This is a genomic window from Bifidobacterium sp. ESL0769 (assembly GCF_029395495.1).
Classification (GTDB): Bacteria; Actinomycetota; Actinomycetes; order Actinomycetales; family Bifidobacteriaceae; genus Bifidobacterium.
Genome location: NZ_CP113918.1, coordinates 586488 through 611405, shown reverse-complemented (window position 1 = coordinate 611405; position 24918 = coordinate 586488). Strand labels below are relative to the sequence as shown.

35 protein-coding genes are annotated in these 24918 nt (G+C 55.9%); 4 read left to right on the top strand and 31 right to left on the bottom strand.

Features of this window, described 5'->3' with window-relative positions; translation table 11 throughout:
• Positions 1–88: 88 nt before the first annotated feature.
• The 23 genes from rplO to adhE form a co-directional block, all read right to left on the bottom strand.
• Entirely contained in the window at positions 89–550 is a 462-nt protein-coding gene (rplO, locus tag OZX72_RS02330; RefSeq protein ID WP_277158823.1) for a 50S ribosomal protein L15, read from the bottom strand.
• A 1-nt stretch (position 551) separates the two neighbouring features.
• Positions 552–731 (bottom strand): 50S ribosomal protein L30, encoded by a 180-nt coding sequence (gene rpmD / locus OZX72_RS02325; protein WP_277146295.1) that lies wholly within the window; start codon positions 729–731, stop codon positions 552–554.
• Complete coding sequence (gene rpsE, locus OZX72_RS02320; protein ID WP_277158822.1) at positions 731–1486, bottom strand: 30S ribosomal protein S5; 756 nt, start codon at positions 1484–1486, stop codon at positions 731–733. Before rpsE ends, rpmD begins: the two co-directional genes overlap by 1 nt.
• Positions 1483–1854 carry a 50S ribosomal protein L18 gene (gene rplR / locus OZX72_RS02315; RefSeq protein ID WP_277158821.1) on the bottom strand — a complete coding sequence of 124 codons (372 nt, stop codon included), beginning with the start codon at positions 1852–1854 and terminating at the stop codon, positions 1483–1485. Before rplR ends, rpsE begins: the two co-directional genes overlap by 4 nt.
• A gap of 1 nt (position 1855) precedes the next feature.
• A complete protein-coding gene (gene rplF / locus OZX72_RS02310) occupies positions 1856–2395 on the bottom strand; it encodes a 50S ribosomal protein L6 (RefSeq protein WP_277158820.1) in 540 nt (179 codons plus the stop codon).
• 16 nt (positions 2396–2411) lie between these two features.
• A complete protein-coding gene (gene rpsH, locus OZX72_RS02305; protein WP_277148871.1) occupies positions 2412–2810 on the bottom strand; it encodes a 30S ribosomal protein S8 in 399 nt (132 codons plus the stop codon).
• A gap of 88 nt (positions 2811–2898) precedes the next feature.
• Entirely contained in the window at positions 2899–3084 is a 186-nt protein-coding gene (locus OZX72_RS02300; protein ID WP_091847705.1) for a type Z 30S ribosomal protein S14, read from the bottom strand.
• Between the two features lies 1 nt (position 3085).
• On the bottom strand, positions 3086–3658 hold the full coding sequence (gene rplE, locus OZX72_RS02295) for a 50S ribosomal protein L5 (RefSeq protein WP_277158819.1): 573 nt from the start codon (positions 3656–3658) through the stop codon (positions 3086–3088).
• Positions 3655–3990, bottom strand: coding sequence for a 50S ribosomal protein L24 (gene rplX, locus OZX72_RS02290; protein ID WP_277143846.1), 336 nt, complete (start codon positions 3988–3990; stop codon positions 3655–3657). Before rplX ends, rplE begins: the two co-directional genes overlap by 4 nt.
• 1 nt (position 3991) lies before the next feature.
• The gene (gene rplN, locus OZX72_RS02285) at positions 3992–4360 is read right to left on the bottom strand and encodes a 50S ribosomal protein L14 (RefSeq protein WP_091847708.1); all 369 of its coding nucleotides are present in this window, start codon (positions 4358–4360) and stop codon (positions 3992–3994) included.
• Positions 4361–4431: 71 nt separating this feature from the next.
• Positions 4432–4698: a 30S ribosomal protein S17 gene (gene rpsQ / locus OZX72_RS02280; RefSeq protein ID WP_277143842.1), complete on the bottom strand. Its 267-nt coding sequence runs from the start codon at positions 4696–4698 to the stop codon at positions 4432–4434.
• A 2-nt stretch (positions 4699–4700) separates the two neighbouring features.
• Positions 4701–4958, bottom strand: a complete 258-nt coding sequence (rpmC, locus tag OZX72_RS02275; protein ID WP_277158818.1) for a 50S ribosomal protein L29 — start codon at positions 4956–4958, stop codon at positions 4701–4703.
• Positions 4958–5377 (bottom strand): 50S ribosomal protein L16, encoded by a 420-nt coding sequence (rplP, locus tag OZX72_RS02270; protein ID WP_277143838.1) that lies wholly within the window; start codon positions 5375–5377, stop codon positions 4958–4960. The genes rpmC and rplP overlap by 1 nt, the downstream gene beginning before the upstream one ends.
• A 6-nt stretch (positions 5378–5383) precedes the next feature.
• Complete coding sequence (gene rpsC / locus OZX72_RS02265) at positions 5384–6223, bottom strand: 30S ribosomal protein S3 (protein WP_277158817.1); 840 nt, start codon at positions 6221–6223, stop codon at positions 5384–5386.
• Between the two features lie 2 nt (positions 6224–6225).
• Entirely contained in the window at positions 6226–6585 is a 360-nt protein-coding gene (gene rplV / locus OZX72_RS02260; protein WP_277143833.1) for a 50S ribosomal protein L22, read from the bottom strand.
• Between the two features lie 15 nt (positions 6586–6600).
• Entirely contained in the window at positions 6601–6879 is a 279-nt protein-coding gene (rpsS, locus tag OZX72_RS02255) for a 30S ribosomal protein S19 (protein ID WP_091847714.1), read from the bottom strand.
• A 14-nt stretch (positions 6880–6893) separates the two neighbouring features.
• A complete protein-coding gene (gene rplB, locus OZX72_RS02250) occupies positions 6894–7724 on the bottom strand; it encodes a 50S ribosomal protein L2 (RefSeq protein WP_277158816.1) in 831 nt (276 codons plus the stop codon).
• Between the two features lie 35 nt (positions 7725–7759).
• Positions 7760–8056 (bottom strand): 50S ribosomal protein L23, encoded by a 297-nt coding sequence (gene rplW, locus OZX72_RS02245; RefSeq protein WP_277158815.1) that lies wholly within the window; start codon positions 8054–8056, stop codon positions 7760–7762.
• A 5-nt stretch (positions 8057–8061) separates the two neighbouring features.
• On the bottom strand, positions 8062–8721 hold the full coding sequence (gene rplD, locus OZX72_RS02240) for a 50S ribosomal protein L4 (protein WP_277158814.1): 660 nt from the start codon (positions 8719–8721) through the stop codon (positions 8062–8064).
• A 6-nt stretch (positions 8722–8727) separates the two neighbouring features.
• Positions 8728–9381, bottom strand: a complete 654-nt coding sequence (gene rplC, locus OZX72_RS02235; protein ID WP_277158813.1) for a 50S ribosomal protein L3 — start codon at positions 9379–9381, stop codon at positions 8728–8730.
• 14 nt (positions 9382–9395) lie between these two features.
• On the bottom strand, positions 9396–9704 hold the full coding sequence (rpsJ, locus tag OZX72_RS02230; RefSeq protein WP_277143821.1) for a 30S ribosomal protein S10: 309 nt from the start codon (positions 9702–9704) through the stop codon (positions 9396–9398).
• A gap of 250 nt (positions 9705–9954) precedes the next feature.
• Positions 9955–10872: a glycosyltransferase family A protein gene (locus OZX72_RS02225; RefSeq protein WP_348519668.1), complete on the bottom strand. Its 918-nt coding sequence runs from the start codon at positions 10870–10872 to the stop codon at positions 9955–9957.
• Positions 10873–11048: 176 nt separating this feature from the next.
• Positions 11049–13748, bottom strand: a complete 2700-nt coding sequence (adhE, locus tag OZX72_RS02220) for a bifunctional acetaldehyde-CoA/alcohol dehydrogenase (protein ID WP_277159338.1) — start codon at positions 13746–13748, stop codon at positions 11049–11051.
• Positions 13749–14175: 427 nt separating this feature from the next.
• On the opposite strand from adhE, the gene OZX72_RS02215 reads away from it, so the two are divergent.
• Positions 14176–15306 (top strand): ROK family transcriptional regulator, encoded by a 1131-nt coding sequence (locus OZX72_RS02215; protein WP_277158812.1) that lies wholly within the window; start codon positions 14176–14178, stop codon positions 15304–15306.
• A gap of 132 nt (positions 15307–15438) precedes the next feature.
• Here OZX72_RS02215 and OZX72_RS02210 read toward each other — a convergent pair whose 3' ends face one another.
• The 6 genes from OZX72_RS02210 to OZX72_RS02185 form a co-directional block, all read right to left on the bottom strand.
• Complete coding sequence (locus OZX72_RS02210; RefSeq protein ID WP_277159337.1) at positions 15439–15837, bottom strand: VOC family protein; 399 nt, start codon at positions 15835–15837, stop codon at positions 15439–15441.
• Between the two features lie 39 nt (positions 15838–15876).
• Positions 15877–16881 (bottom strand): zinc-dependent alcohol dehydrogenase family protein, encoded by a 1005-nt coding sequence (locus tag OZX72_RS02205; RefSeq protein ID WP_277158811.1) that lies wholly within the window; start codon positions 16879–16881, stop codon positions 15877–15879.
• A 267-nt stretch (positions 16882–17148) separates the two neighbouring features.
• Positions 17149–17640, bottom strand: coding sequence for a 30S ribosomal protein S9 (rpsI, locus tag OZX72_RS02200; RefSeq protein ID WP_277148890.1), 492 nt, complete (start codon positions 17638–17640; stop codon positions 17149–17151).
• A gap of 21 nt (positions 17641–17661) precedes the next feature.
• Entirely contained in the window at positions 17662–18111 is a 450-nt protein-coding gene (gene rplM, locus OZX72_RS02195) for a 50S ribosomal protein L13 (RefSeq protein WP_277143808.1), read from the bottom strand.
• A gap of 394 nt (positions 18112–18505) precedes the next feature.
• Positions 18506–19207 carry an AbrB family transcriptional regulator gene (locus tag OZX72_RS02190; protein ID WP_277159336.1) on the bottom strand — a complete coding sequence of 234 codons (702 nt, stop codon included), beginning with the start codon at positions 19205–19207 and terminating at the stop codon, positions 18506–18508.
• Positions 19208–19446: 239 nt separating this feature from the next.
• Positions 19447–20049 carry a YigZ family protein gene (locus tag OZX72_RS02185; RefSeq protein ID WP_277159335.1) on the bottom strand — a complete coding sequence of 201 codons (603 nt, stop codon included), beginning with the start codon at positions 20047–20049 and terminating at the stop codon, positions 19447–19449.
• 451 nt (positions 20050–20500) lie between these two features.
• Here OZX72_RS02185 and OZX72_RS02180 point away from each other — a divergent pair, with 451 nt between their 5' ends.
• A complete protein-coding gene (locus OZX72_RS02180; protein WP_277158810.1) occupies positions 20501–21145 on the top strand; it encodes a GNAT family N-acetyltransferase in 645 nt (214 codons plus the stop codon).
• A gap of 272 nt (positions 21146–21417) precedes the next feature.
• Here OZX72_RS02180 and OZX72_RS02175 read toward each other — a convergent pair whose 3' ends face one another.
• On the bottom strand, positions 21418–22272 hold the full coding sequence (locus OZX72_RS02175; RefSeq protein WP_277158809.1) for a hypothetical protein: 855 nt from the start codon (positions 22270–22272) through the stop codon (positions 21418–21420).
• 82 nt (positions 22273–22354) lie between these two features.
• A complete protein-coding gene (locus tag OZX72_RS02170; RefSeq protein ID WP_277158808.1) occupies positions 22355–22627 on the bottom strand; it encodes a helix-turn-helix transcriptional regulator in 273 nt (90 codons plus the stop codon).
• 119 nt (positions 22628–22746) lie between these two features.
• On the opposite strand from OZX72_RS02170, the gene OZX72_RS02165 reads away from it, so the two are divergent.
• Both OZX72_RS02165 and OZX72_RS02160 read left to right on the top strand, forming a co-directional pair.
• Positions 22747–23655 (top strand): hypothetical protein, encoded by a 909-nt coding sequence (locus tag OZX72_RS02165; protein ID WP_277158807.1) that lies wholly within the window; start codon positions 22747–22749, stop codon positions 23653–23655.
• 425 nt (positions 23656–24080) lie between these two features.
• Positions 24081–24878 carry a hypothetical protein gene (locus OZX72_RS02160; RefSeq protein WP_277158806.1) on the top strand — a complete coding sequence of 266 codons (798 nt, stop codon included), beginning with the start codon at positions 24081–24083 and terminating at the stop codon, positions 24876–24878.
• Positions 24879–24918: the final 40 nt, after the last annotated feature.

Genomic DNA, 24918 nt, shown 5'->3' with positions numbered 1-24918 from the left:
TAATAAAATGGTCCTCCCCGCTCATTGCAAGGAGGACCAGATATAACGTTATATGGAGACTAAACTCCACAACGCAAAGACATCCGAATTACTCTTCGGAAATGGAGCCGCCTGCAGCTTCAATCTTGGCCTTGGCGGACTTGGAAGCCTTCACGCCCTTGAGTGTGAACGCCACCTTGGTCTCACCGTCGCCTAGGACCTTGACAGGGTATCCGGCGCGAACCGCACCGGCCTTGACCAAATCCTCGACGCTGACCTCTCCACCCTTCGGGAACAGCTCGGAGAGAGCGGAGACATTGACGACCTGGAACTCCTTCTTAAAGGGGCTCTTGAAACCGCGAAGCTTCGGAAGACGCATGTACAGAGGCAGCTGGCCACCTTCGAAGCCAGGACGAACCTGATAACGCTTCAACGTGCCCTTGGCGCCACGTCCCGAGGTCTTACCCTTGGAACCTTCACCACGGCCGACACGGATGCGATTCTTCTTGGCACCGGGAGCCGGACGCAGATCATGCATCTGCAAAATAGTGTTTTCTTCTTGTTCTGCCATATCAGGCCTCCTCAACCGTGACCAAATGGCGAACCGCATTGATCAGACCGCGGGTTGCAGGAGTGTCCTCACGGACAACCGTCTGACCGATCTTGTGCAGGCCGAGCGTGCGAACAGTGTCGCGCTGGGCAGGCTTGCGGTTGACCAGACCTTTTGTGAGTGTGATCTTCAGATCTGCCATTACTCTTCACCATCCTTGGCTTGTTCGGCCTCGGCCTTGGCATCCTCACGGGCCTTGCGGGCCTCGGCGATGCCTTCGGCACGAGCACGGAGCAGGGTGTCAGGAGCGACTTGTTCAACGGTCAAACCACGGCGTGCCGCGATCTCTTCCGGCTCCTCGAGCTGCTTCAGGGCATCCACGGTGGCGCGAACCACGTTGACCGCGGTGGCGCTGCCCATGGACTTGGTGAGAATATCGGAGATGCCGGCGCACTCCATGACGGCGCGGACAGCACCGCCGGCGATTACACCGGTGCCGGGAGCAGCGGGGCGAAGCAGAACGGTGCCTGCTGCGTCATGGCCGATGACCGGGTGGGTCACAGTGCCGCGAACGCGCGGAACGGTGAACATGTGCTTCTTGGCGTCAAGCTGACCCTTGGCGATGGCGGCAGGAACCTCACGGGACTTGCCATAGCCAACACCGACGGTGCCGTTGCCGTCTCCGACCACCACGAGAGCGGCGAAGCTCATGCTACGACCACCCTTACGGGTCTTGGAAACGCGGTTGATGGTCACGACGCGATCGAGCAGCTCGTCGCCACGATTTTCCTCGCGACGGCCACGGCGTTCACCGCGACGCTCTCCTCGACGGCCTTCGCCACGTCCGCCACGGCGTGAACCGCGACGATCGTCGTTACGCTGACCCTTGTTGTCGTTGGACGCCTGCGTGTTCTGATTTTCTTCAGTCACTTGGGTTTCCTTTTCGTTGTCGCTCACAGTGCAAGACCTCCCTGACGGGCGCCTTCAGCAACCGCTGCGACGCGACCATGATACTTGTTGCCACCACGGTCGAAGACGACGGAATCGATGCCCGCATCCTTGGCCTTCTTGGCAATCAACTCGCCGACCTTCTGTGCGGCTTCGGTCTTGGTGCCCTTGAACCCATCGAAATCATGGGTAATAGTGGACTCGCTGACCAAAGTGACGCCCTTGGTATCGTCAACGATCTGAGCGACCATGTGACGGTTCGAACGGGTGACAACGAGACGTGGACGCTCTGCGGTGCCACTGATGTGCTTGCGCAGACGAGCGTGACGACGAAGCCTTGCGACTTTCTTGCCTTTACCGAAAATCTTGACTGTCATATCACTTACCAGCCTTTCCAGCCTTGCGCAGGATGTGTTCGTCGGAGTACTTGATGCCCTTGCCCTTGTAGGGTTCCGGCTTGCGAAGTGCGCGGATATTGGCCGCGGCCTGACCGACCGCCTGCTTGTCAATACCCTTGACGACCACCTGGTTGGCGTTCGGCAGCTCGAAGGTGATGCCTTCGGGCGGGTTGACGGTGATGGTGTGCGAATAGCCGAGCGAGAACTCAATGCCCTTGCCCTTCATTTGCGCACGGTAACCGGTGCCGACGATGTCCAGCGTCTTGCTGAATCCGTCGTGCACACCCTGGACCATCGAAGCGACGATGGAACGGGCCAGACCGTGGTCTGCACGGGTCTGCAGCTGATCATCAACCGCGTCGAAGTAAATGGTGTTGTCTTCGACACGGGCGGTGATGCCGTCGGGAATAGTGTAGGAATCAGAACCCTTGGCGCCCTTGACGCTGAAGTTCTGTCCGTCGATCTTGACTTCCACGCCTGCCGGAATGGTGACGGGGAGCTTACCAATATGTGATGCCATGTTTAGCTCTCCTTCCTCACCAAACGAAGGCGACGATCTCGCCGCCGATGCCCCGGTCGAGGCAATCTTTCTGGGTCAACAATCCTGCACTGGTCGAAATGATCGCGACACCCATGCCACCGAGTGGCATCGGCAGTGCGTCCGACTTCGCATAGCGACGCAGGCCGGGCTTCGAGATGCGCTTGATGCCCTGAATGGCACGCTCGCCATTGGGACCGTACTTCAGCGTGATCTCAAGGTTCTGGCCGACGCGAGCATCCGTAGCGGTGAAGTCTTTAATATAACCTTCACGCTTGAGGATCTCGGCGATCGCCGCCTTAAACTTGGAGTACGGCATCGAAACGGTCTCATGCTTCGCCGCACTCGCATTACGCAGACGCGTAAGCATGTCTGCGATTGGATCTGTCATTGTCATGTGGGCTAACGCCCTTTCTCGCCGTGGTTTCCTCCGCCGGAGCAGGTATTGATAACCTGCCCCGGCCGAGGACCTTCAGCGTCGATGTTTACCAACTGGACTTCGTAACTCCGGGCAGCTCGCCACGATGAGCCTTCTCGCGAAGGCAGATGCGGCACAGGCCGAACTTGCGATATACGGAGTGGGGACGGCCGCAAACCTGGCAGCGCGTATAGCCGCGCACCTTGAACTTTGGTTTGGCAGCAGCCTTGTTTCTAAGAGCGGTTTTTGCCATTTCAGTTCTCCTTGAAGGGGAAGCCAAGGTGCTTGAGCAATGCCCGAGCTTCCTTGTCATCCTTGGTGCTGGTCACCACGGTGATATCCATACCACGCTGATGATCGATCGTGTCAGGATCGATCTCGTGGAACATGGACTGCTCGGTGAGACCGAAGTTGTAGTTGCCCTGGCCATCGAATTGCTTGTCGCTGATGCCGCGGAAATCGCGGATACGCGGCAGAGCAAGAACGAGCAGCCTGTCGAGGAACTCCCACATACGGTCGCCGCGAAGCGTCACGTATGCACCGATAGCCTGACCTTCACGCAGATGGAACTGCGCGACGGACTTCTTGGCCTTGGTGATCTTCGGCTTCTGGCCGGTGATGGCGGTCAAATCCTTGACGGCGCCTTCGATGAGCTTGGAGTCACGGGCCGCAGCGCCGACGCCCATGGAGACGACGACTTTCTGGACCTTGGCGACCTGCATCGGGTTGGAATACTTGAATTCCTTCTCGAGCTCAGGCACGATCTTGTCGATGTACTGCTGCTTCAGGCGCGGTGTTGCCGGCGCTTCGACGGTTGTATCGCTCATGCCAGCTCCTTTCCTGATTTCTTGGCGATGCGGGTGCGCACGGTCTTGACCTTGCCGTCCTGGGCCTTGGTCGTGACCTTGACACCAACGCGGGTCGGTTCCTTGGTCTCCGGGTCGATGACCATCACATTGGAGCGATGAATCGGCGCCTCAACGGAGACGATGCCGGACTGCTGGCCCTGCTGGGTTGCACGCACGTGCTTCTTGACGATCTGCACACCCTCGACGATCAGACGGTCGTTGGCAAGCACCTTGGTGACCTTGCCCTCTTTGCCGCGATCCTTGCCGCGAATGACCTTGACCTGGTCACCGGTCTTGATCTTGGCTACCATTTCAGATCACCTCCGGGGCGAGGGACACGATCTTCATGAAGCGCTTGTCACGCAGTTCACGTCCGACCGGTCCGAAGATACGAGTGCCCTTGGGTTCATGGCCGGAGCCAAGAATAACCGCAGCGTTCTCGTCGAACTTGATGTATGAGCCGTCTTTACGACGATGCTCTTTTACCGTACGGACGACAACGGCCTTGACCACATCGCCCTTCTTGACCGACCCGCCAGGGATCGCGTCCTTGACGGAGGCGACGATCACGTCGCCGATGCCGGCATAGCGTCGCTTCGATCCGCCGAGCACTCGGATGGCCAAAATCTCCTTGGCACCCGTGTTGTCGGCGACATGAAGCCGCGTTTCCTGCTGAATCATTGATTCTCCTTAGCCGCGCTGGTTCTCCCCTGCCACCCGTGAAGGTGAGCAGCGGAGCCTTGCCGAACTTGTTACTTGGCGCGTTCGACGATGGAGTCGAGACGCCAACGCTTGGTCTTGCTCAAAGGCCGGGTTTCCATGATACGCACGAAATCGCCGTTGTGGGCGTCGTTGTGCTCGTCATGAACCTTGACCTTACGAGTGGAGCGGACGACCTTGCCGTACAGCGGGTGGGTCGAACGCTGCTCGAGCTCGACGGTGATGGTCTTGTCCATTGCGTCGGACACGACGTAACCGCTACGAGTCTTGCGGAAGTTGCGCTCTTGCTTTTCAGCCATGCTTACTTCTCCTCAGTCTTCGTGTCGCCCGACTCAGGCTCCTGGCTGATGCCGAGTTCACGCTCACGCAGGACGGTGTACATCCTGGCGATATCGTGCTTCACGGCCTTGAGCCTAGCAGAGTTGTCAAGCTGACCGGTGGCGTTCTGGAAGCGCAGATTGAAGAGCTCTTCCTTGGACTTCTTGAGGAAGCCCTCGATCTCGCCATTGGTCTTCTCGTTGAGATTCTTGATGGTGTAGTCTTCAGTTCCGACTGACATCAGATGTCACCGCCTTCACGTGCGATAATGCGGCACTTCATCGGCAGCTTGTCGATGGCGCGGCGAAGGGCTTCCTTCGCAGTTGCCTCGTCGACGCCGCCGATTTCGAACATCACGCGTCCAGGATGCACATTGGCGATCCAGGACTCCGGGGTGCCCTTGCCGGAACCCATTCGGCTTCCGAGCGCGTGCTTGGTCAAAGGACGATCCGGGAAGATCGTGATCCACACACGACCGCCACGCTTGATGTAGCGGGTCATGGCGATACGAGCAGCCTCGATCTGACGGTTGGAGATGTAGGCAGGGGCCAGAGCCTGAATGCCATAATCGCCGAACGCGATCTCATTGCCGCCCTTGGACATGCCGCGACGCTTCGGACGCTGCTGTTTACGGTACTTAGTCCTCTTTGGGATAAGCATATCTGCTCACTCCTTTGCTTCCGAGGCGGCAGGTGCTGCGGCTGCTGCGGGTTCGGCTGCAGCAGCGGCCTCAGCCTGAGGGGCCTTGGCTTCTGCTGGCTTGGAACCACGAGCACCGGAAGGACGACCACCACGACGCGGGCGACGATCGCCGCCACGGCGTCCACGGTTGTTGTCCTGCTGGGCCTGCTGCTCATCGAACTGACGTTCGGTCATGTCGCCCTTGTAGATCCAGACCTTCACACCGATACGACCGTAGGTCGTACGGGCTTCGAAGAAACCGTAATCAATCAAAGCGCGAAGGGTCTGCAGCGGAACGCGACCCTCACGATAGAACTCGGAACGGCTCATCTCGGCGCCTCCAAGGCGGCCGGAGAGCTTGATGCGGATACCCTTGGCGCCAGCACGCATCGCGTCCTGCTGAGCCTTGCGCATGGCACGACGGAACGTGACACGGTTGGTCAGCTGCTCGGCGATGGACTGAGCGACAAGCTGGGCGTCCAGAGCGGCGTTCTTGACTTCGAAGATGTTGAGCTGAACCTGCTTGCCCGTGATCTTCTCGAGCTTGGCGCGAACACGTTCGGCCTCTGCTCCACGACGACCGATGACAATGCCCGGGCGAGCGGTGTGGATGTCCACACGCACGCGGTCACGGGTGCGCTCGATGATGATGCGGGACACGCCTGCACGCTCGAGGTCCTTGTTCATGGCCTTGCGAATCTTGTCGTCCTCGAGGACGAAGTCGCTGTAACGCTCACCAGGCTTGTTGGAATCGGAGAACCACTTCGAACGGTGGTCTTCAGTGATACCCAGGCGGTAGCCTAACGGATTGATCTTCTGACCCATCTTTAGCGGGCTCCTTCCTTGCTGGCGACAACGACGGTGATGTGGCTGGTGCGCTTGTTGATGCGTCCGGCGCGGCCCTGTGCACGAGCACGGAAACGCTTGAGCGTCACGCCTTCGTCCACATAGGTCTCTTTCACATACAGGTCGTTCTCACGGAACGCCTCGCCGGCCTTGTCGGCCTTGACGCGGGCGTTCGCGGTGGCGCTCTGCAGTACCTTGAGCACTGGCTCAGAGGCGTCCTGCGGGGCGAATTTCAGGATGGTGACGGCTTCGCTCACTTTTTTGCCTCGGATGAGGTCGACCATGCGGCGAGCCTTGCGCGGCGTCACACGGACGTGACGTGCGATTGCTTTAGCTTCCATAATCTTTCTCTTCCTTTAGCGGCGAGCTTTTTTGTCATCATGAACGTGACCACGGAAGGTCTTTGTCGGCGCGAATTCGCCGAGCTTGTGGCCAACCATGGACTCGGTCACGAAGACCGGGACATGCTTGCGACCATCATGCACAGCGAAGGTGTGACCGATGAAGTCCGGAGTGATCATCGAACGGCGCGACCACGTCTTGATGACGTTCTTCGTGCCCTTCTCGTTCTGTTCGTCGACTTTCTTCTGTAAATGGGCGTCGACGAAGGGGCCCTTCTTGATGCTACGTGACATCTATTCGACGCTCCTTACTTACGGTTCTTGCCATTGGGACGACGACGAACAATCATCTTGTTCGAAGCCTTCTTCGGACGGCGAGTACGAACTTCGCCCTTGCCCCACGGCGACACTGGCGGCTTACCACCGCGAGTGGTACCACCGTGCGGGTGGTCGACCGGGTTCATGGACTCACCACGGGTGATCGGGCGCTTGCCCATCCAGCGGGCGCGACCGGCCTTGCCGAGCTGCACGTTGGCGTGATCGGAGTTGCCGACCTCACCGACGGTGGCGCGGCAGCGTGCGTCGACGTTGCGGATTTCTCCGGACGGCATACGCAGCTGGGCGTAAGCACCGTCCTTGGCGACAAGCTGAACGCCTGCACCAGCGGAGCGCGCGATCTTGGCGCCGCCCAGAGGACGGAGCTCAATGGCGTGGACGATCGTACCGGTGGGGATATTGCGCAGCGGCAGATTGTTGCCGGGCTTGATATCGGCATTTTCGCCGGTCTCGATGACGTCACCCTGCTTGATGCCCTTCGGCGCCACGATGTAGCGCTTCTCGCCGTCTGCATAATGCAGGAGGGCGATACGGGCGGAGCGGTTCGGATCATATTCGATCTCAGCAACCTTGGCGGGAACGCCGTCCTTGTCCCAACGCTTGAAATCGATGAGACGGTACTGGCGCTTGTGGCCGCCGCCGCGATGGCGGGAGGTCACACGGCCGTATGAGTTACGACCGCCGGTGCTGTTGAGTTTGCGTACCAGCGACTTCTCAGGCGTGGAGCGCGTGAGGTCGGAGAAATCCGACACAGACGCGTTGCGGCGGCCCGGAGTCGTCGGCTTATAAACGCGGATAGCCATAATTAGTTCTTCCTTTGACTTTTTCGGCTATTGCTTCAGTTGCCGAAGATGTCGATCGACTGGCCCTCGGCGACCGTGACGATTGCGCGCTTCTGATTGGCACGCTGACCGAAACCGGTACGGGTGCGCTGGCGCTTGCCGGCGCGATTGAGGGTGTTGACGTTCGTCACCTTGACATTGAAGATTTCTTCGACGGCCTGCTTGATCTGAACCTTGTTGGCATCAGGAGCGACCACGAAAGTGTACTGACCACGGTCACCGGCGGCATAGCTCTTTTCGGAGACTACCGGCTTGATGATGACGTCGTGGGCGGGATTGTGAATAGCTACCATATCGTTCAGGCCTCCTTGGGCTCAGTCTTGGCAGCGACGAAGGCATCGAAGCCTTCCTTGCTGAAGACGACATACTGAGCGGTAACCACATCGTAGGTGTTGAGCTGATCTGCGAAGAGCACGTGCACCGTCGGGATGTTGCGAACGGAAAGCCACTCGTTGACGTTGTCGCGCGAAAGCACGACAGTGGTGAACTCGTTCTGGCTTACCGGGGTGAGCGCTGCAACGGCGGCCTTGGTGGACGGAGTGTCCTTGATGCCAAAGTCGACGACGGCGACGCGTCCGGCGTTCGCACGGTTGGAAAGCACATAGCGCAGCGCGCCGGCCTTCATCTTCTTGGGAGTGCGCTGGGAGTAATCGCGCGGCACCGGGCCGTGAGCGATACCACCATGAACCCACTGAGGAGCGCGAATCGAGCCCTGACGAGCGCGACCGGTGCCCTTCTGCTTCCACGGCTTCTTGCCGCCACCGGAGACATCGCCACGGCTCTTGACCGCATGCGTGCCCTGACGGGCTGCGGCGAGCTGAGCGACGACCACCTGGTGAATCAGCGGAACGTGAGCCTCGACCTCTTCATTGGAGATGCCGAAAATCTCGACCGGCGCCTCAACGGTGCCAGCGGACTTGCCCTTGGCGTCGGTGACATTGAGTGTTACTTTTGCCATGGTTTATCAGGCTCCCTTCACAGCCGAACGAAGCAGAACGATGCCGCCCTTGGGCCCTGGAAGAGCGCCCTTGATGGCGATGACGCCGTTCTCCTTATCGGAGGAAACGACCTCAAGGTTCTGCACGGTGGAAGTGACATGGCCCATACGACCGGCCATACGCTTGCCCTTCAAAATACGGCTCGGCGTAGCGCAAGCACCGACAGAGCCGGGGCGACGCTCGTTCTTGTGAGAGCCGTGAGTACGACGATAGGACTTGAAGCCCCAACGCTTAATGGTTCCGGCGAAGCCCTTGCCCTTGGTCGTACCGGTGACGTCCACAACGGAGCCGTCAGCGAACAAGTCGGCGGTCAGTTCCTGACCGGGCTTGAATTCGTCGACGTTGTCCGTACGGACCTCGACCAGATGACGACGCGGGGTAACGCCCGCCTTCGCGAAATGACCAGCCATGGGCTTGGTCACCTTAGTGGGATCAATCTGACCGTAGCCGAGCTGAACGGCCTTATAGCCGTCGCTCTCTTCGGTCTTGACGCAGGTGACCACATTGGTGGACACATCTACGAGCGTCACGGGAACGAAGAAACCCTGTTCGTCCCAAACCTGCGACATACCGAGCTTGCGGCCCAGCAGCGCAGAACGATTTGCTTTCTGCAACGACATGCTTCTCCCCTCCTTTAAAGCTTGATCTCGATATTGACATCCGCAGGCAAATCGATATGCATCAATGAATCCACGGCCTTAGGGGTCGGGTCCACGATGTCGATGAGGCGCTTATGAGTGCGCATCTCGAATTGCTCGCGAGAATCCTTGTATTTATGAGGAGAACGAATTACCACAAAGACGTTCTTCTCAGTAGGCAGAGGAACCGGGCCCACCACAGTGGCACCCGCGTTCGTGACCGTCTCGACGATTTTCTTCGCCGATTGGTCGATGACCTCATGGTCATAGGACTTAAGCCTGATGCGGATTTTCTGTCCCGCCATTGCCGTCCGCCCTTTCTAGCGATTGTTGACATTACCAACCCGTTTAAGGACACCGGCGCGTAAGACCCCCGGGAGAATCCCGTGGTCTAACCACATCAGTGTGCAGCACTACAGCGCCTTCGAGAGGACGGCACCGGGCTGCACTCGCTCTTTTTCTTACAATTTGCGAGCCCAAAACAGGCAACTGTTCTATTAAAGCATTCGGGGGCTACTAGAAAAATTCGGGCGTGTCGTTGCCATTACTGACATTTCAGCTATTTTCCCGAGCGTTTTTGCTCTCGATTCTTACAGCAGCGGCCATTCCTCCATCACCGAATGATGGAGAGTCCATAAACGACCTCACAGCATCACAGTTTTCGATTATTTGCGGATTATTTTTGACAGTCGCTTCAAATAAGGCCAGACGATCGATACTTGTTTTCTCAAAGCCTAAAATCGCGTTTTCAAGATGATTCGAATATAAATCTTGATGTTTGCCGATCAGATAACGTAACAAATCCAAACGTGAATTCATACTGACTATATTCGACGAAGCGGGAGCGGTGCGGTATCGAATCAGCGGCTTTTGGACTATCGAAACGCGGGATTGAAGATTATCGACACCGAACGTCTCGAACAATGACAGGCAGCAATCCCAATCTTCGAACCCCTTTCGCATGCTTTCGTCGTAACCGCCGCTTTGCCGTAGGACGGAAACGCGGAACATGCACGTGGCCGGAGCACAATTACGGCACAGGAACGGCAAGATATTGCCGCCGGTCGGTTTTACCGTCGCAGTTAAGGCGCCAAAAGTCTTCATCCACGACGAAGCAGCGAAAACCTTTTCATCAGACGACAATTCGGCTCGTGTGGCTTCTATATAACCCGGTTCCAGCAAATCATCGCCGTCAAGTATCACCACGAACGGTGTAGTGACACGGCTGAGACCGGTGTTACGCGCGGCGCTCACGCCACTGTTGCAGCTGCGAGCAATGACCTCAACAGCAGGTTCCTTTTCCAGTACGCTCAGTATTTCTTTGGTCTCGATATCGTCAGAAGCATCATCGACCACGATGACGCGAGCCGGGGCACAGGTCTGAGCGAAGGCGGATTCAACGCTCTGCCGAATCGTGGCAGCCTGATTGAAACAAGTGATCACAACCGTTACGTCACTGGCCATACCGTTCATATATATATTCTATCTATCTGTCCGAAACCGCTCAAGCATCGTTTGGCCTGGGCCAGCCTACAGAACGCTTCGATAGAGGTCGAAATAAATAGCTTCATCACAGCGAAAATAGACGTTCCCGCTGAACTTGGCACTAAACCAAATATCAGCGGGAACGTTGTTACCGAGTAACGAGATTACTTCTCCACTACCACTACCTCGTCGATCTCACTCGCCTCACGCTCGAGACGACGGGCGTGGCCTTCGGCCTGGGAGACGCCATAGTAGGCACCGATGGCGATGTCTTTCATATCCTCGATCTGCGGGATACGCGGGTTCGCAGGAGTGCACTGGTCCTCGTAGGCACGCATGCCGATCTGGTCGAGAATGCTCCAGAAATAGGTCTCGTCGACACCGCACTGCTGGAAGCTGGAATCCATGTGGAGCTTGTTGTCGCGGTAATCCTCCACCGCGAGCGCAAGGTTCTCCACGCCTTCCTCCGCGCTCTTGCCCGGGTCGATGCCGAGCACACGGGCAAATTCCTGATAACGCTCCGGCGCAACGTATTTGTCGTACTTCGGCCAGCTTGTCGGTTCCTGTGGAATCGAGCCGTTGTAACGGATGACGTAGGGCAACAGAATCGCGTTGGTGTGGCCGTGGGCCACGTCGCACAGCGCACCGATGGTGTGGGCCATGCCGTGGCACATCCCGAGGAATGCGGAACCGAAGGCCATGCCGGCCATCGTGGCCGCGTTGTGCATTTTCTCTTGCGCCTGCTTCTTAGCTTCTCCAGGTTCCGCACACACAGAGGTTTCGAGGTTGTCCCAGATGAGTTTGGCAGCGTGCAGGGCCATGCCATCGGTGAAATCGTTGGAATAGACGGAAACGTAGGACTCCATGCAGTGCGTCAGCGCGTCGAAGCCAGTGTTGCTGGCCAGCGCCTTAGGCTGGGTACGGGCGAGGACCGGGTCGACGATGGCGACGGACGGGGTCAATGCGTAATCGGTGATCGGGTACTTGTAGCCGGTCTTGTGGTCGGTGATCACCGCGAACGGCGTGACCTCGGAACCGGTGCCGGAAGACGTCGGGATGCACACCAGCTTGGCCTTGCTTCCCAGAGGCGGGATGCGGAAGGCGCGCTTGCGGATGTCGAAGAACTTCTCGCGCACGTCGTCGAAGGAGATTTCCGGGTGTTCGTACAAGAGCCACATGATCTTGGCCGCATCCATCGGCGAACCGCCTCCCACCGCGATGATGGTGTCGGGGCGAAACTCGTCGCGCATCATGGCAGCCCCGCGCTCAACGGTCTCAACCGACGGCTCCGGCTCGATGTAATCGATGGTACGGAACGTGACGGGCTCAGGACGGCTGCGCAGCTGGTCGATGACCTTGTCGACCACGCCAAGCTGTTCCATCACCTTGTCGCAGACGATGACCACGCGGCGAATATTGTACATATCGCGCAGGTAACGGATGGCGTTGGGCTCGAAATAGGTCTTCGGCGGAACTTTGAACCATTGCATATTGTTGTTCCTTCGAGCGATGCGCTTGATATTCAAAAGATTGACGGCCTGAACATTACCGGAGACGGAATTGCCACCGTACGAACCGCAGCCGAGCGTCAGGGACGGGGCGATGGCGTTGTAGATGTCGCCAATGCCGCCGAGTGCGGAAGGCTGGTTCCAAACGATGCGGCAGGCGTGCATGCGCAAACCGTAGCGCTTCACGAGATCCTCATCGTCGGAATGGATGACGGCGGTGTGGCCGGCGCCGAACTTGAGCATGCCCTCGCATATCCTGAAGCCCTGCTCCTCGGTCTCGAAACGCATCATGGCGTGGACTGGGCAAAGCTTCTCGAGCGTCAGCGGCTCCTGCTCCCCCACTTCCTTGCACTCGGCGACCAGAATCGTCGCGTCATCCGGGACGGTGAAGCCGGCTTCTCGCGCAATATATTGCGGAGACTTGCCGGGAACCACGGAGTTGAGCTTCGGCTTGCCGCCGGAATAGGCGGTGCAGCCGAACATGTACTGCTCGAGCTTGGCCTTTTCATCGGCGTTGACGAAGTAGGCCTTTCGGCGCTTCAGTTCGTCTGCAAGGCGGTCGTAGACATCGGTGTGGGCGATGATGCCCTGCTCGGTGGCGCAGATCATGCCGTAATCGAAATGCTTGGAGAGCACCAAGTCGTTGGCAACGCGCTTGACATCGACATTCTTGTCGACGTAGGCAGGGGCATTGCCGGCGCCCACGCCGAGCGCAGGCTTGCCGGAGGAATACGCGGCCTTGACCATGCCGGGGCCTCCAGTGGCAAGGATCGTAGCAATGTCGGGATGGGTCATCAGCGCACCTGTGGCTTCGACCGAAGGATGTTCGATCCACTGGATGCAATCTTTGGGAGCACCGGCCGCGACCGCAGCGTCACGCACGATGCGTGCGGCCTCAACCGAGCATTTCTGGGCAAACGGGTGGAAGCCGAAAACAATCGGGCAGCGGGTCTTCAACGCAATCAGAGACTTGAAAATCGTTGTGGAAGTCGGGTTGGTGACCGGGGTGACGCCGGCAACGACGCCGACCGGTTCCGCCACCTCGTCGATGCCCATCACGTCGTCCTCGCGGATGATGCCGACCGTCTTCTGCCCGGCGAGGTAATGGGTGACGTGCTCGCAGGCGAAGATGTTCTTGGTGGCCTTGTCCTCGACCAGGCCGCGACCCGTCTCACGCACGGCCATATCGGCCAGTACCAAGTGCTTGTTGAGCGCGGCGACCGACGCCTTGGCGACGATGCGGTCGACCTGCTCCTGGTTGAGTTTTTCGAATTGGTTCAGCGCCTCGACGCCACGGGCGACCAGCTGGTCCACCTCGCACTTGACGTCCGGCTTTTCGTTCGTTTCGGTTTTCATAGGGGCTTTCGTTGAAGCTTTCGTATTGGGTGGAGTTCCGGCGTTCTTAGATTGTGAAGTCATGACTTCCCTTTCTATTCGCAGTCATGTTCGCATCACACATCGCTGCCGCAATGTGAGTCAAGTCACAATATAACGGACCAGCGCTACCTTTGTTCTTTTGTTTTAGCTTGGGGCTTTAGAGAGGATTTTATGTTTGCTTTAGGCCATATAAACAAACAAATCTGCTTACTTTTTGTAAGTAAATCGGTTCTTTTCTGTTCACTTGCACAAAACCTCACATCACGCTTAGTGTATAAAGAATTTCCGTTAACGCTAACGATATTGAAGGAAAGCACGTCGTAGCAACGAAGGACGACCATGCCTGCGTTCCCCACTTCTGCCAATTTCATTGTCAAATGTATGATGAATGCATGAGGAGGCGGCCATGCCGAAAGCAACCACGGCGTCAATCAAGGCACAGAATCTGCACGCGGTCACCGCACATATCTATGCTCACAGCGGTGTGACCAAACAGGATCTCCAGCAAGCGCTCGGGCTGAGCCTGCCCACCATCAGCCAAAATCTTAGCTTTCTTGAACGCAACAGATTGATTGCCAAAGGCGAGACCCTCGATTCGACAGGCGGACGCAGGGCACGCACCTATGTTTTCCAACCGCAGACGTGCTGCGCCATCGGCGTGGGAACGGCAAGCAATGGGGTGACGCTTTGCGCGGTGGATCTCAAGGGCGGCGTCATCGCAGAAGAACATCACAACATCACTTTCTCGGCTGATTCACGATTCGTTTCCGACCTCGGCCAAAAAATATCCCGGTTCGCCTCCGAGTTGGAAAGCAAGGGATCGCACGTCCTGGGCACGGCCTTCGCCATCAAGGGCCTTATCTCGGAGGACGGCAGCGAGGTCATCTACGGCAACATCATGAACGACACCGGCCTCGAAGTCAAGGCGCTCGAAGCGGCAACGGGGTTGAAATGCGCGCTAATCCACGATTCCATGGCCTCGGCGTCAGCCGAACTGTGGTTCGACAAGACCATTCACGACGCAATCTGCCTTTACCTGGGACGGCGTCCGGGCGGGGCCATTATTGTTGACGGCTCGATTAGCCTGGGGCCGAACCGGCGTAACGGCACCATCGAACACATGACGCTGGTACCCGGCGGGCTGCCCTGCTACTGCGGTAACAAAGGCTGTATGGACCCTTATTGCTCCACCGAATTCCTAACCGGGAGCGACGGGCAAAGTCTGAACGAGTTCTTCGAAAGCGTCCGTGCCGGAGACGAAAAAGCCTATGAGCGCTTCGACTCATGGCTCGGCTATCTGGCGCAGACCATCAACAATGTCCGCAACGTCCTGGCCTGCGACATCATCATCGGCGGCGAGGTGACACAGTACTTACAAAAGCAGGATTTCGAAAGGCTCAAGGCCAAATGCGACGACCTCAATGCCTTCCAATCCGATACATACCAGATTCGCAAAAGCATCTGCGGGCAGGATCAGGAAATCGTTGGCGCGGCGCTGCATTACATCGCACCGTATGTGCAGAGCATCTGCAAGTAGGAATCTGGCACTTCCGAGCCGGAACTTCAAATACGTTGCTTTTTAATAAAAATGCGGCGATAAACACGAACAATCATGCTTATCGCCGCAAAATCCGCAATCCATCAAAACAGACACGGACCGTGAATAATATCAGACAATCTGGCAGAACTCGATGGTCTCGCGGTTCGGGCCGTAGATGTTGAAGTAACGGATGCCGTTATCCCAGAATGTAGGAATAGACTGGATCTCCTTGTCCTTCAGCTCAAGCCCGAGCGCCTTCGCGTTCTCGAACGCGGCCTCGATGTCCGGCGTATCCAGCGCCCAATGGTTGATGGCGCCGTCTTTCATCGCCACCGGATCGCCTTCCCAAGTCTCGATGGTCAGGTGGCCGTAACGCAGGAACGCGCAACGGTTCTTGCCGTTCGGGAAGAGGCCTGCCAGTTCGAAACCAAGTTTTTTAGTGTAGAACTCGATGGTTTCGTCCAAGTCCTTGGCAGGCATGCCGGAATGTTGGAAATCCGTGGTGAAATCAGACATTGGCTTCATAATGAACTCCTTTGATCTTGTAAAGCGACATTACGGCCGAATTTACTTGCCAACCTTGACGACAGCCTTCGAAACACCCTCGATCTTGCCGTCGAGGAAGTCCTGCACATCTTCAAGCGCGAATTCGTGGCTGATCAGTGGATCGACGTCTACCTTGCCGCTTTCCAACAGGCTGATGGCGCTCTTGAACGTCAGCGGGTTGATGAAAGAGCCCTGAATCGTCAGCTGCTTCTTGTAGATGTCATACGTATTCATCTCGAAGCTCGCCTCCTGCGGGCCCACGCCGAACATCAGAACCTGAGCACCCTTCTTGGTGGCCAGAACCGCGGTATGCTGCGTCTGCGGCAGACCGACCGCCTCCACGACGATGTCGTATTCGTTCTCCGGAATCGCGACATTATTGGTATTGTAAGTGTTCTTGACATTGAACAGGCGCTGGTTGAGCTCGAGCTTTTCGTCGAAAAGCCCCGCCAGATCGACCTGGTGGACACCGTAGGCCTGCAGAACCTGCACGAAAAGCTGACCCATGAAGCCATCGCCAATCACCAGAGCCTTCTGGTAGGGATGGATGTCAAGTAGGTCCACGCCGTGCACCGCGCAGGAAATCGGCTCGATGGTCGCAGCATCCTTGAGGCTCACGCTGTCCGGCAGCTTATAGACGACCGTTGCAGGTGCGGTGAACTGCTCTTCGAGGCCACCATCACGGGTGACGCCGACGGCGCTGAGCGAGTCGCAGAGTTCGGGGCGCTGAGTCAGGCAGTATTCGCACTGGCCGCAGTAGATGTTCGGATCGACGACCACACGGTCGCCAGGCTTGACGTTGGTGACACCCTCGCCGATTGCCTCGACCACGCCGGAATTCTCGTGACCCAGCACAATCGGCGGCACGGCGGAAGCCGAACCCGGACGGCCGGCATAGAGATCGTGGTCGGTGCCGCACACGCCTGCATATGCGGTATTAATCAGGACCTCGCCCGCATTGATCTTCGGGGTTGGACGATCCTCGATTTCGAATTGCTTCACGCCGGTTAATACAAGAGCCTTCATCGCTGTTCCTTTCCCAAATTTTATTGGTGGTTTGCGACCGACCGCCACTGAGTTCTGCGCTGATTCTCAACGAAAAGTCGACATCGGATTGGGGTCGCAACAAGGTCACTATAACTCTTGCAAAGTAGTTATGCAAATCGTCTTTCTAAAAGTTTCGTGTTTATTTTTTGTTGCTACGATTTCTCTTGCACTTCAACTCCGGATACAAAAATCCCTCCGCAACCGATTGGCTGGGAGGGATTTTGTAAACAGCTTTGAAAGCGAAAATCAACGCTTCGAGAACTGAGGCGCACGACGTGCCTTGTGCAGACCTGCCTTCTTGCGCTCCACGACGCGGGCGTCGCGGGTGAGGAAGCCGGCCTTCTTGAGCGCGGCGCGGTTGGCATCGCGGTCGATGGCGTTCAGTGCACGGGCCACGCCGAGGCGAATGGCGCCGGCCTGACCAGTGGTGCCGCCGCCCTCAACGAGGACGATGACATCGAATTTGTTCTCAAGCTTCAGCAGAACGATCGGGGAGTTGACCTCACGCTGCTGCAGACGGGAGGGGAAGAACTCCTCCAGGGTGCGGCCGTTGATGGTCCACTTGCCGGAACCGGGAACCAAGCGCACGCGGGCGATGGCTTCCTTGCGGCGGCCCGTGCCATAGCCCGGGGCAATCGTGGAAGCACCGGTGCCAGCACCGGCGTTGGTCTCAGTGGTAAATGAAGTAAGTTCCTCTTCGGTCTCTTGAACCGCGGAGTTATTGGTATTTTCAGCCATGATTCGTTATCTCCTCTCAGTTCACTTGGCCTGCTGCGAAACCGCAGCGATCTCAACCGGCTGGGGCTTCTGCGGGGTGTGCGGGTGATCGGGACCAGCGAAAACGTGGAGACGATCGAGTTCGACCTTGGACAGGCGGTTCTTCGGCATCATGCCCTTGACCGCTTCGCGGACGATGCGCTCAGGGTTGCGCTTGAGCAAATCGGCGTAGCTGTCGGCGCGAAGGCCGCCGGGACGACCGGAGTGCGCATAGAGCACCTTGTCCATCTTCTTGCCAGTCAACGCAATCTTTTCGGCGTTGATGATGATCACGTGATCGCCCAAATCGGCGTTCGGAGCGAAGGTCGGCTTGTTCTTGCCGCGCAGCAAAAGCGCTGCCCTGGTTGCAAGCTTGCCCAGCACCACGTCGGTGGCGTCAATGATGTACCAGTCGTGAGTCAGATCAGCTGGCTTCGGTGTGAAAGTTTTCACGAGTGTACCTTTTCTTTATATTGTGTTCCCGGCCAAATCGGCAAAACCTTACGATGATGCCTTTCCGACCGCTTTATCCGTGGGCTCCCTGAAAGTCCTAGTGCGAGTGGGAAAGCGCTTTGAAGGACCCCTCTAGGGAAACACAACAACTCACCATTGTACCTAAACCCCTGACTAATCGCAACGTGGCGAAACGGTGATGTCGGCATAATGAATTTTCCCACTAACGGCTGCTTTGCACAGGTCCTGGCCACGTTTCGGAGACTCTCCAGTTTTGATTGCACGAAAGACAAGACAATCCGCTAGAAAACGTACATTTTATCGACTCAAAAGGTACGAAAACCAGCAGGACTGTTTTGTTCCTCGCAGGATTGTCTTGCCAGTAGCGCGACCTTCAGCCAAGTCTGCCTTGTGCGGCGTGACTGACATCGGTGGACTCGTCTTGCGCGAGCCGTTGCAAAGTGGCCTGCGCACAATTCGGATTGAGCGCAGCGGCGCGGCGAACCATCGCTGCAAGAATCGTGGGGGCCTTGGGTTCGGTTTCGACGCCGAGCTTGGCAAGGAAATCGAGGGTATCGGCCGAGGTCTCGGGATTTTGCGCGCCTTCGAGACGCATCTTCCACGAGGTCTGCGGATTGCGCAGCGCGGCTTCGCGCACCTTGCCCGACCTGTCTTTGGTAAGCCTGCCGACCAGCCAGTTCTTGTCATCGGCATTGGCGGCGACGGCTTCGCGGACGTCATCATTCTCATCTTCGGAAAGCTTGACCAGAATATTCGGGAAAGGCATCGTCGACGCCAGAAAAATACGGTCTTCCAGCGGGGTGTTCTGATTGCCTGCCACCGCCTCAAGCAATGCCGTGGCACGCGAAAAAGCGGCCTGCTCAGACCTCGGCGGCAACGGCTCGCGCGCTGCGGCGCTCAACTCGGCGGAATCCTGCGTGTGCCTCAGCTCTTCGTAGGTGTCGGTGAGCGGCTCGAAATCGTCATCGCCGGCGTCGCCGCCAGAATCAGTGGTCGTCTCACTTTCAGGAGCGGGACCAGCGGCTGCATCGTCAGAATTACTGTCGGAAGGTGCAGCGGTATCGGAAGTATTCAGAATATCAGAAGCATTCGGCGTATCAGTATTATCATCGGCACCATTATCTACCGCATTTTCGGGCACAGAGGCGGGAACATCTGCCCCGGCATTATTCCCTTCTGCCCCGCCTTCGGGCATCGTGCCTTGATTCTGCTTCGTTTCGTCCTGTTCCATTTCGCTCATGATTCCAGCTTAACGCGAGCCGGAGAATCGTTGTCCACTCGAAAATCAAATTCGCAGTATTAAAGGGAACAGGGCTAGAGACGCGATAAGCGCGCCCTAGCGTTGAACGCTTCACGGACGCGCATTTCGAAATCCTGAGCATTGGCCGAGGGTACAGCGAAACGCATAGTGACTCGGTCGGTGAATTCCTTACCCTCTTCGTTGCCGCCGGCCTGCGCAAGCAACTGCTCAAAACGGCCAAGCCACGGGTATTCCAGCACGATTCGATAATGACGCATCGGCACGATCCGCTCGACGTCAGCCGCCTTCACCGCCATCGACGCGGCCGTGGAATAGGCGCGAATCAGCCCGCCGGAGCCCAAAAGGATGCCGCCGAAATAGCGGGTGACGGTAATGACGCAATCGGTGAGCTTGCCCATGCGAATGACGTCGAGAATCGGCTTGCCCGCAGTGCCGCTTGGCTCCCCATCGTCGCTCATGCGTTCCTTGGCTGAGCCCTCGGCCGCACCCAAAATGGCCGCGAAAGCGACATGACGGGCCTTCGGATGCCGATCACGCACGGCTTGTACGAACGCGAGCGCTTCATCCAAAGTCTCGATATGGCAGGCATCGCCGATGAATTCGGACTTCTTTTCGATCAACGAATCCTCTGCGGGGGCGCCGGCAGCGTTTCTAATCGTGGAAAACCCATCGATGATGTCGTTATGCTCGCTGCCCACTGAGCCGCCTTCCGATTGATGAGATGAAATATTCTGATATATCCACTTTACTTTTGGTTACGGGCATCCTGTCACAATTTCCCGATTAACGCACTTTCAGGCGACGAAAACGCAAATTCACGATACTTGCGTTACTTATTACTTTTTGATGATAAAAGTCAATTGTGAAAATTCTTATTCGCGATATCAAAAAATGGATTTTGACCCGACCCGCGGATTTTGTCTGCTACACTGACCGATTAAGGAGCAGGGGACAAGGATGTTCCTCAGCTCCCCATACTGGCTTCCAAACCCTTCGATTCACGGCTTTCCACAACAGTTCTCGGCATTTTGCAACTCATATCGCTCGAACGGATTGCCACCTGTTGTAAGGCCTCCGGCCGTCTGACTCGACTATTACATTAGAGCTATGCAAATCACTACCGAACGGCTTATTTTGCGGCCTTGGAAACACGGAGACCGTGCCGAAGCGGAATCGCTCTTTCGTTATGCCTCCGACCCGGAAATTGGGATTCGCTGCGGTTGGATGCCACACCGCAGCGTCGAGGAAAGCATAAATACGCTCGACAACGTCTTTACCGGCGACGAGAACTACGCCATCACTTTGCGCGGCGAAGACAACGACGACTGCCCAATCGGCGCCATCGAACTCAAGAAAGCCGAACCGGGTGACCATGCCGGCGAATTCGTGCAGGAAGCCATCGATTCACATAGTTTGTTCGACGGCGTCGACGAAAGCGAGATGGAACGGGCTCTTGCCCACTACGACGGCGACCGGGTGCTCGGTTACTGGATTGGGCGGCCGTTCTGGGGACAGGGCCTGATGACCGAGGCGCTGCGGGCGATGATCCGTCATGCGTTCGTGGACCTTAGATGCAACGCCGTATGGGGCGGCCACTACGCCGAAAATCCCGCTTCCGGCAAGGTGATGGAACACTGCGGCATGCAGGCGGTGTGCCGCAAGGACAGCGACTACTTCCCGCTTATCGATCGCAGTTACGACGCCATCCTGCGGGTTATTACGAAAGAGGAATGGGAACGCGGCAAAATGTAATCGCATACCGTGCAATATGCCGATACCAACGACTCTGAAAACACCCTGAAACGCTAGTCGGGAGTAAGCCTGAGCCTACTCCCGACTGGTCTTCATTTATACCTCAAAAAGCGGAGCCGGAGAGATTCCGACTATCAAAGAGCTTTCCCTTTATTTTCAACGTTTCTTATCACAGTTTCACCTCAGCGAAACCTCAAACGCGACCTAGTGTAGGTATAACCTGCGACCTTATGAGACAAACTGAGACATTCGATTCTCAAACAAATATTGAACTAGGCAAGCCAATTAAATTCCTTACAGCACGAATAACTACGGAGCGAACTCCTGCCACTCCACGAGTAGGCGTTGTATCTTTTTCCTTCACCTGTATCGTAAGCCAAGTTATTGGGTTCATCGGATACACTATCCTCTACGTCATTAGGCAAATCCTGAGATTGCTTAGTTTTTTCAAGCCTGAACCACTTGTGGTTTCGGGCTGAATCTGCTTCAGCCAACCTGTCGATAGCACATTTAACGACCCCTTGCTCACGCATTGTTTTATCTGTGACACACCCCCAAGCGCGAACAACGGGAGCATCGGGATAGATATCTATTATTTTCCTTGGCTCATCCAATGCATCGCGGATAAAACTATTTCCCCAAAGCGAATCAAAACACTTCTGATAGTCAGTTGAGTCACCAATGACACCATCCAGCCAAGCGTAAAAACCACCAGCTCCGGAAGTATGCATAGGAAAAAGATTAACGAAAATTATATGTTTACGCTGAAGAACACTATCCAACTTCCAAAATGTCTTATTTACTTCACCGGCAACAGCTTTTTTCACATAATAGGCAGTATCATCACCATCATTTATCTGTTGATCCGTCTGAGGTTTGCCGTCTTTTGGAATTCCGGCAACACTTGGATTAAAACCTATAAAAATTAATGGGGCAGCATCGCCCGTTTCAGTTTTCCTTTTCGAATCGTTAAGAGAAGTGAAGTCAGCATCACACCACTTCTCGCAACGCCCATCCAGATACACATCATAGGTCAATCTGAATGCCTCGTCACCACCATTCAAATCTCCAAAATACTGAGACCAGCCATCACTACCAGCCTTACCGGAATGCCAACCCATCGTCATACTCTCTCCAATCCATCATCGGTAAAATCAGACACCTCAGGAAAAATTCATGTACCCAATTGCATTGAATCATAGAGCGTGCTCATCTGTTACGGAGGTCAGGTACAGTGCCCGGCAACAAATCTTCCAGATCGACGCCCAAAGACTGGGCGACGGCGAGCAGATTACGCAAGCTGGGGTTGGCAGGAGTGCCGGGGTTGGACTCGCCGCGTTCCAGTTTCCAGTAGGTGAAGCGGGACAGACAGGCACCGGCAGCAACCTCATCCTGAGACATGCCCTTGGACTCGCGCACCCTCGCGATGTTCAGACCAAGCTCACGGGCGTAATCGTCCCAACTGCTTCCATCAATCCTCATACAGCCAATGCAAGCCCATTGCCATGCACACATGGTCATGCCTACATGACAAAATAAAACGTGATGGGAATGAGCACACCTCAAGACATAATGAGTGTATTACCAAAATGTGAGGGTCAATGATGTCAAAAGAAGAAGCGGAGAAACCGAAGAAGGGTGTCAGCCACAAGGCCGTCATCGGAGCGATAGCCGCGGTCGTGCTGGTAGCGGCGTGTGGTGGCGGATATTACGCTTGGAACAGCCACCGGCAGGCCCTTCACGCCCAGGCCATCGGCAGTTGCCAGAACGAGGCGAAGCAGCTCAAGACCGTCAACGCAGCCTATACGGAATCCGTGAAAGCCGCAGCCGTGAAGCCTGCCAAAGATGTAACGGTCAAGCAAGACTCATGCGACGCCGAGGCGGCTACTGATCAATTGAACAAGAACGCCGCAGACATGAAGACACAAGCGGCGAAAATCACCGAACAGAACGGGAAACTCGAATCCCAAACAAAGAAAACCTTGAATGATGACCTTGCCAATGCCAACAACGTGCTAGGTTCCACGGATGGCAAGGTGGCCGACAATGCTACTAGGGACGCCCTGACGAATGCCATCAACGCCTCCAAGAAGGCTGCTTCTGATAAGAAGGCCACCGTCAAGTCACTCACCGATGCCAAGGCTTCTCTTGACAACGCCGTCAACGCCGTGAACGCCAGTGTTCAGGCCAAGGCTCAGGCCGATGCCACAGCAGCCCAACAGGCTCAGGACGCACAGGCACAGGCTCAGGCAGCACAGTCCTCTGGTTCCAATGGATGCTCTGGGTATTCGGGTGGTAGCTACAGTGGTTCCGGGTATTCAGCAGTCGGTAGCGGTTCCAGCTATTCCGGTGGTTATTCCGCTCCTCATTACAATGCTCCTGCACCCTCTGGTGGTAATGGTGATTACCACATTTCTGAAAATTTGGATACACATGGTGGCGGTTCTTGGAACAGTACTCCTGGTCTTTGCGTAGGCAATGGTGGGGATTCAATTGGAATTTGTCATTAATCAACATATTTATAGTATGCTATAATACATGGCCTAAGAACTTTCAATTAAGTTCTTAGGCCATTTCTATTCTTCTATTTAGACATTTCATCATTTTTCGTCTGTTCTCTCATTCCCTTTCTTCCATCGGTATCCTTTTCCTCTATTTTCATCTTGATGTTCGATGCACATAGCGTCGTATCTTATATGAGTACTGGAAGGGTATTTTCATGGTTGGAATTAAACATTCTCACAACCCACGAGGCTTCACCCGCAAGCTCGTGGGTATTCTGGCTTCTTTAGCCACAATGTTAGCGGGTGGCACTATAGCGGTTACTTCCGCCCAAGCAGCTTCCGGCCCCGGGTTGGTAGCTGGGTATTGGGAGGCTCCATTTAGTCATGGGTCTGCTTGGGTAGGCACTCGTGCTGCTGGACTTGGCCCTATCATGATGGTCGATGGTAAGCCTGTTTATTGCATTCAGTTTGGTACTATTGTAGGTAGCGCTGGCGGTTGGACTCCCCTGACCGGTAGTGACTCGGGTGTTGGTGCAACTATGATTAATCAGCATGCTTCCGACATGTCAGATATGACTCAGGCTGCTGTTGCTTATGCTATTCATGACCATCTTAATGTTCATGATGCTTCGGAGGAAATTTGGACTTGGTGGAAGTCTAATGGTGCTCTTGATGGAGCTAGTCTTCCTGCAGTTGCTAGTTTGGCTGCCCAGTTTTGGACTCAGGCATCTAATGCAGTAGTTACTAATGCAGGTGGTGGCCATAACTATACACAAGCAGAACGTACAGGGACTGTTAATGTAGGTTTGCATGATGCTGCTGGGAATTATACTTCGGGGGTGCATTTTACTATTGATATGAATGGGCCTGCTAAATTCGATGCTACAGGTAATGGGCATTATGAGGGTTATACTAATGGTACTGAAATGCATATCCCTTGGACTGCAACTGGAAATGGCAATGTTTCACCACAAATTGGATATGATGTTACATATGGCATGTTGAGTACTTCAGCAGGACAGGTCCTTTTTAGAGATAATGACCCTGAGCACCAAACTTACAATGTTGCTCCTTTCGAAGTACGTAAGGACTTCCAGCCTACTGTCACTACTCAGGTTTCTAATAAGGTTCTCAAGCGTGGCCAGAAGGTTATGGATAAGGTGACTTCTGGTGTTGACCAGACTGGTCAGAATGCAGGTGGTGAGTGGGTGGGAACAAGAACAGCATAATCCGGAAACCGAAACCACCGGACACAAGAAAAGCCTCCCG

Coding starts and splice junctions, on each gene's coding strand:
- rplO (WP_277158823.1), bottom strand. CDS start 550: ATGGCAGAACAAGAAGAAAACACTATTTTGCAGATGCATGATCTGCGT.
- rpmD (WP_277146295.1), bottom strand. CDS start 731: ATGGCAGATCTGAAGATCACACTCACAAAAGGTCTGGTCAACCGCAAG.
- rplR (WP_277158821.1), bottom strand. CDS start 1,854: ATGACAGTCAAGATTTTCGGTAAAGGCAAGAAAGTCGCAAGGCTTCGT.
- rplF (WP_277158820.1), bottom strand. CDS start 2,395: ATGGCATCACATATTGGTAAGCTCCCCGTCACCATTCCGGCAGGCGTG.
- rpsH (WP_277148871.1), bottom strand. CDS start 2,810: ATGACAATGACAGATCCAATCGCAGACATGCTTACGCGTCTGCGTAAT.
- OZX72_RS02300 (WP_091847705.1), bottom strand. CDS start 3,084: ATGGCAAAAACCGCTCTTAGAAACAAGGCTGCTGCCAAACCAAAGTTC.
- rplE (WP_277158819.1), bottom strand. CDS start 3,658: ATGAGCGATACAACCGTCGAAGCGCCGGCAACACCGCGCCTGAAGCAG.
- rplX (WP_277143846.1), bottom strand. CDS start 3,990: ATGGTAGCCAAGATCAAGACCGGTGACCAGGTCAAGGTCATTCGCGGC.
- rplN (WP_091847708.1), bottom strand. CDS start 4,360: ATGATTCAGCAGGAAACGCGGCTTCATGTCGCCGACAACACGGGTGCC.
- rpsQ (WP_277143842.1), bottom strand. CDS start 4,698: ATGGCTGAAAAGCAAGAGCGCAACTTCCGCAAGACTCGTAGCGGTTAC.
- rpmC (WP_277158818.1), bottom strand. CDS start 4,958: ATGTCAGTCGGAACTGAAGACTACACCATCAAGAATCTCAACGAGAAG.
- rplP (WP_277143838.1), bottom strand. CDS start 5,377: ATGCTTATCCCAAAGAGGACTAAGTACCGTAAACAGCAGCGTCCGAAG.
- rpsC (WP_277158817.1), bottom strand. CDS start 6,223: ATGGGTCAGAAGATCAATCCGTTAGGCTACCGCCTGGGTATCACTGAA.
- rplV (WP_277143833.1), bottom strand. CDS start 6,585: ATGGAAGCTAAAGCAATCGCACGTCACGTCCGTGTGACGCCGCGCAAG.
- rpsS (WP_091847714.1), bottom strand. CDS start 6,879: ATGTCACGTAGCATCAAGAAGGGCCCCTTCGTCGACGCCCATTTACAG.
- rplB (WP_277158816.1), bottom strand. CDS start 7,724: ATGGCTATCCGCGTTTATAAGCCGACGACTCCGGGCCGCCGCAACGCG.
- rplW (WP_277158815.1), bottom strand. CDS start 8,056: ATGGTAGCTATTCACAATCCCGCCCACGACGTCATCATCAAGCCGGTA.
- rplD (WP_277158814.1), bottom strand. CDS start 8,721: ATGGCAAAAGTAACACTCAATGTCACCGACGCCAAGGGCAAGTCCGCT.
- rplC (WP_277158813.1), bottom strand. CDS start 9,381: ATGTCGTTGCAGAAAGCAAATCGTTCTGCGCTGCTGGGCCGCAAGCTC.
- rpsJ (WP_277143821.1), bottom strand. CDS start 9,704: ATGGCGGGACAGAAAATCCGCATCAGGCTTAAGTCCTATGACCATGAG.
- OZX72_RS02225 (WP_348519668.1), bottom strand. CDS start 10,872: ATGAACGGTATGGCCAGTGACGTAACGGTTGTGATCACTTGTTTCAAT.
- adhE (WP_277159338.1), bottom strand. CDS start 13,748: ATGAAAACCGAAACGAACGAAAAGCCGGACGTCAAGTGCGAGGTGGAC.
- OZX72_RS02215 (WP_277158812.1), top strand. CDS start 14,176: ATGCCGAAAGCAACCACGGCGTCAATCAAGGCACAGAATCTGCACGCG.
- OZX72_RS02205 (WP_277158811.1), bottom strand. CDS start 16,881: ATGAAGGCTCTTGTATTAACCGGCGTGAAGCAATTCGAAATCGAGGAT.
- rpsI (WP_277148890.1), bottom strand. CDS start 17,640: ATGGCTGAAAATACCAATAACTCCGCGGTTCAAGAGACCGAAGAGGAA.
- OZX72_RS02180 (WP_277158810.1), top strand. CDS start 20,501: ATGCAAATCACTACCGAACGGCTTATTTTGCGGCCTTGGAAACACGGA.
- OZX72_RS02175 (WP_277158809.1), bottom strand. CDS start 22,272: ATGACGATGGGTTGGCATTCCGGTAAGGCTGGTAGTGATGGCTGGTCT.
- OZX72_RS02170 (WP_277158808.1), bottom strand. CDS start 22,627: ATGAGGATTGATGGAAGCAGTTGGGACGATTACGCCCGTGAGCTTGGT.
- OZX72_RS02165 (WP_277158807.1), top strand. CDS start 22,747: ATGATGTCAAAAGAAGAAGCGGAGAAACCGAAGAAGGGTGTCAGCCAC.
- OZX72_RS02160 (WP_277158806.1), top strand. CDS start 24,081: ATGATGGTCGATGGTAAGCCTGTTTATTGCATTCAGTTTGGTACTATT.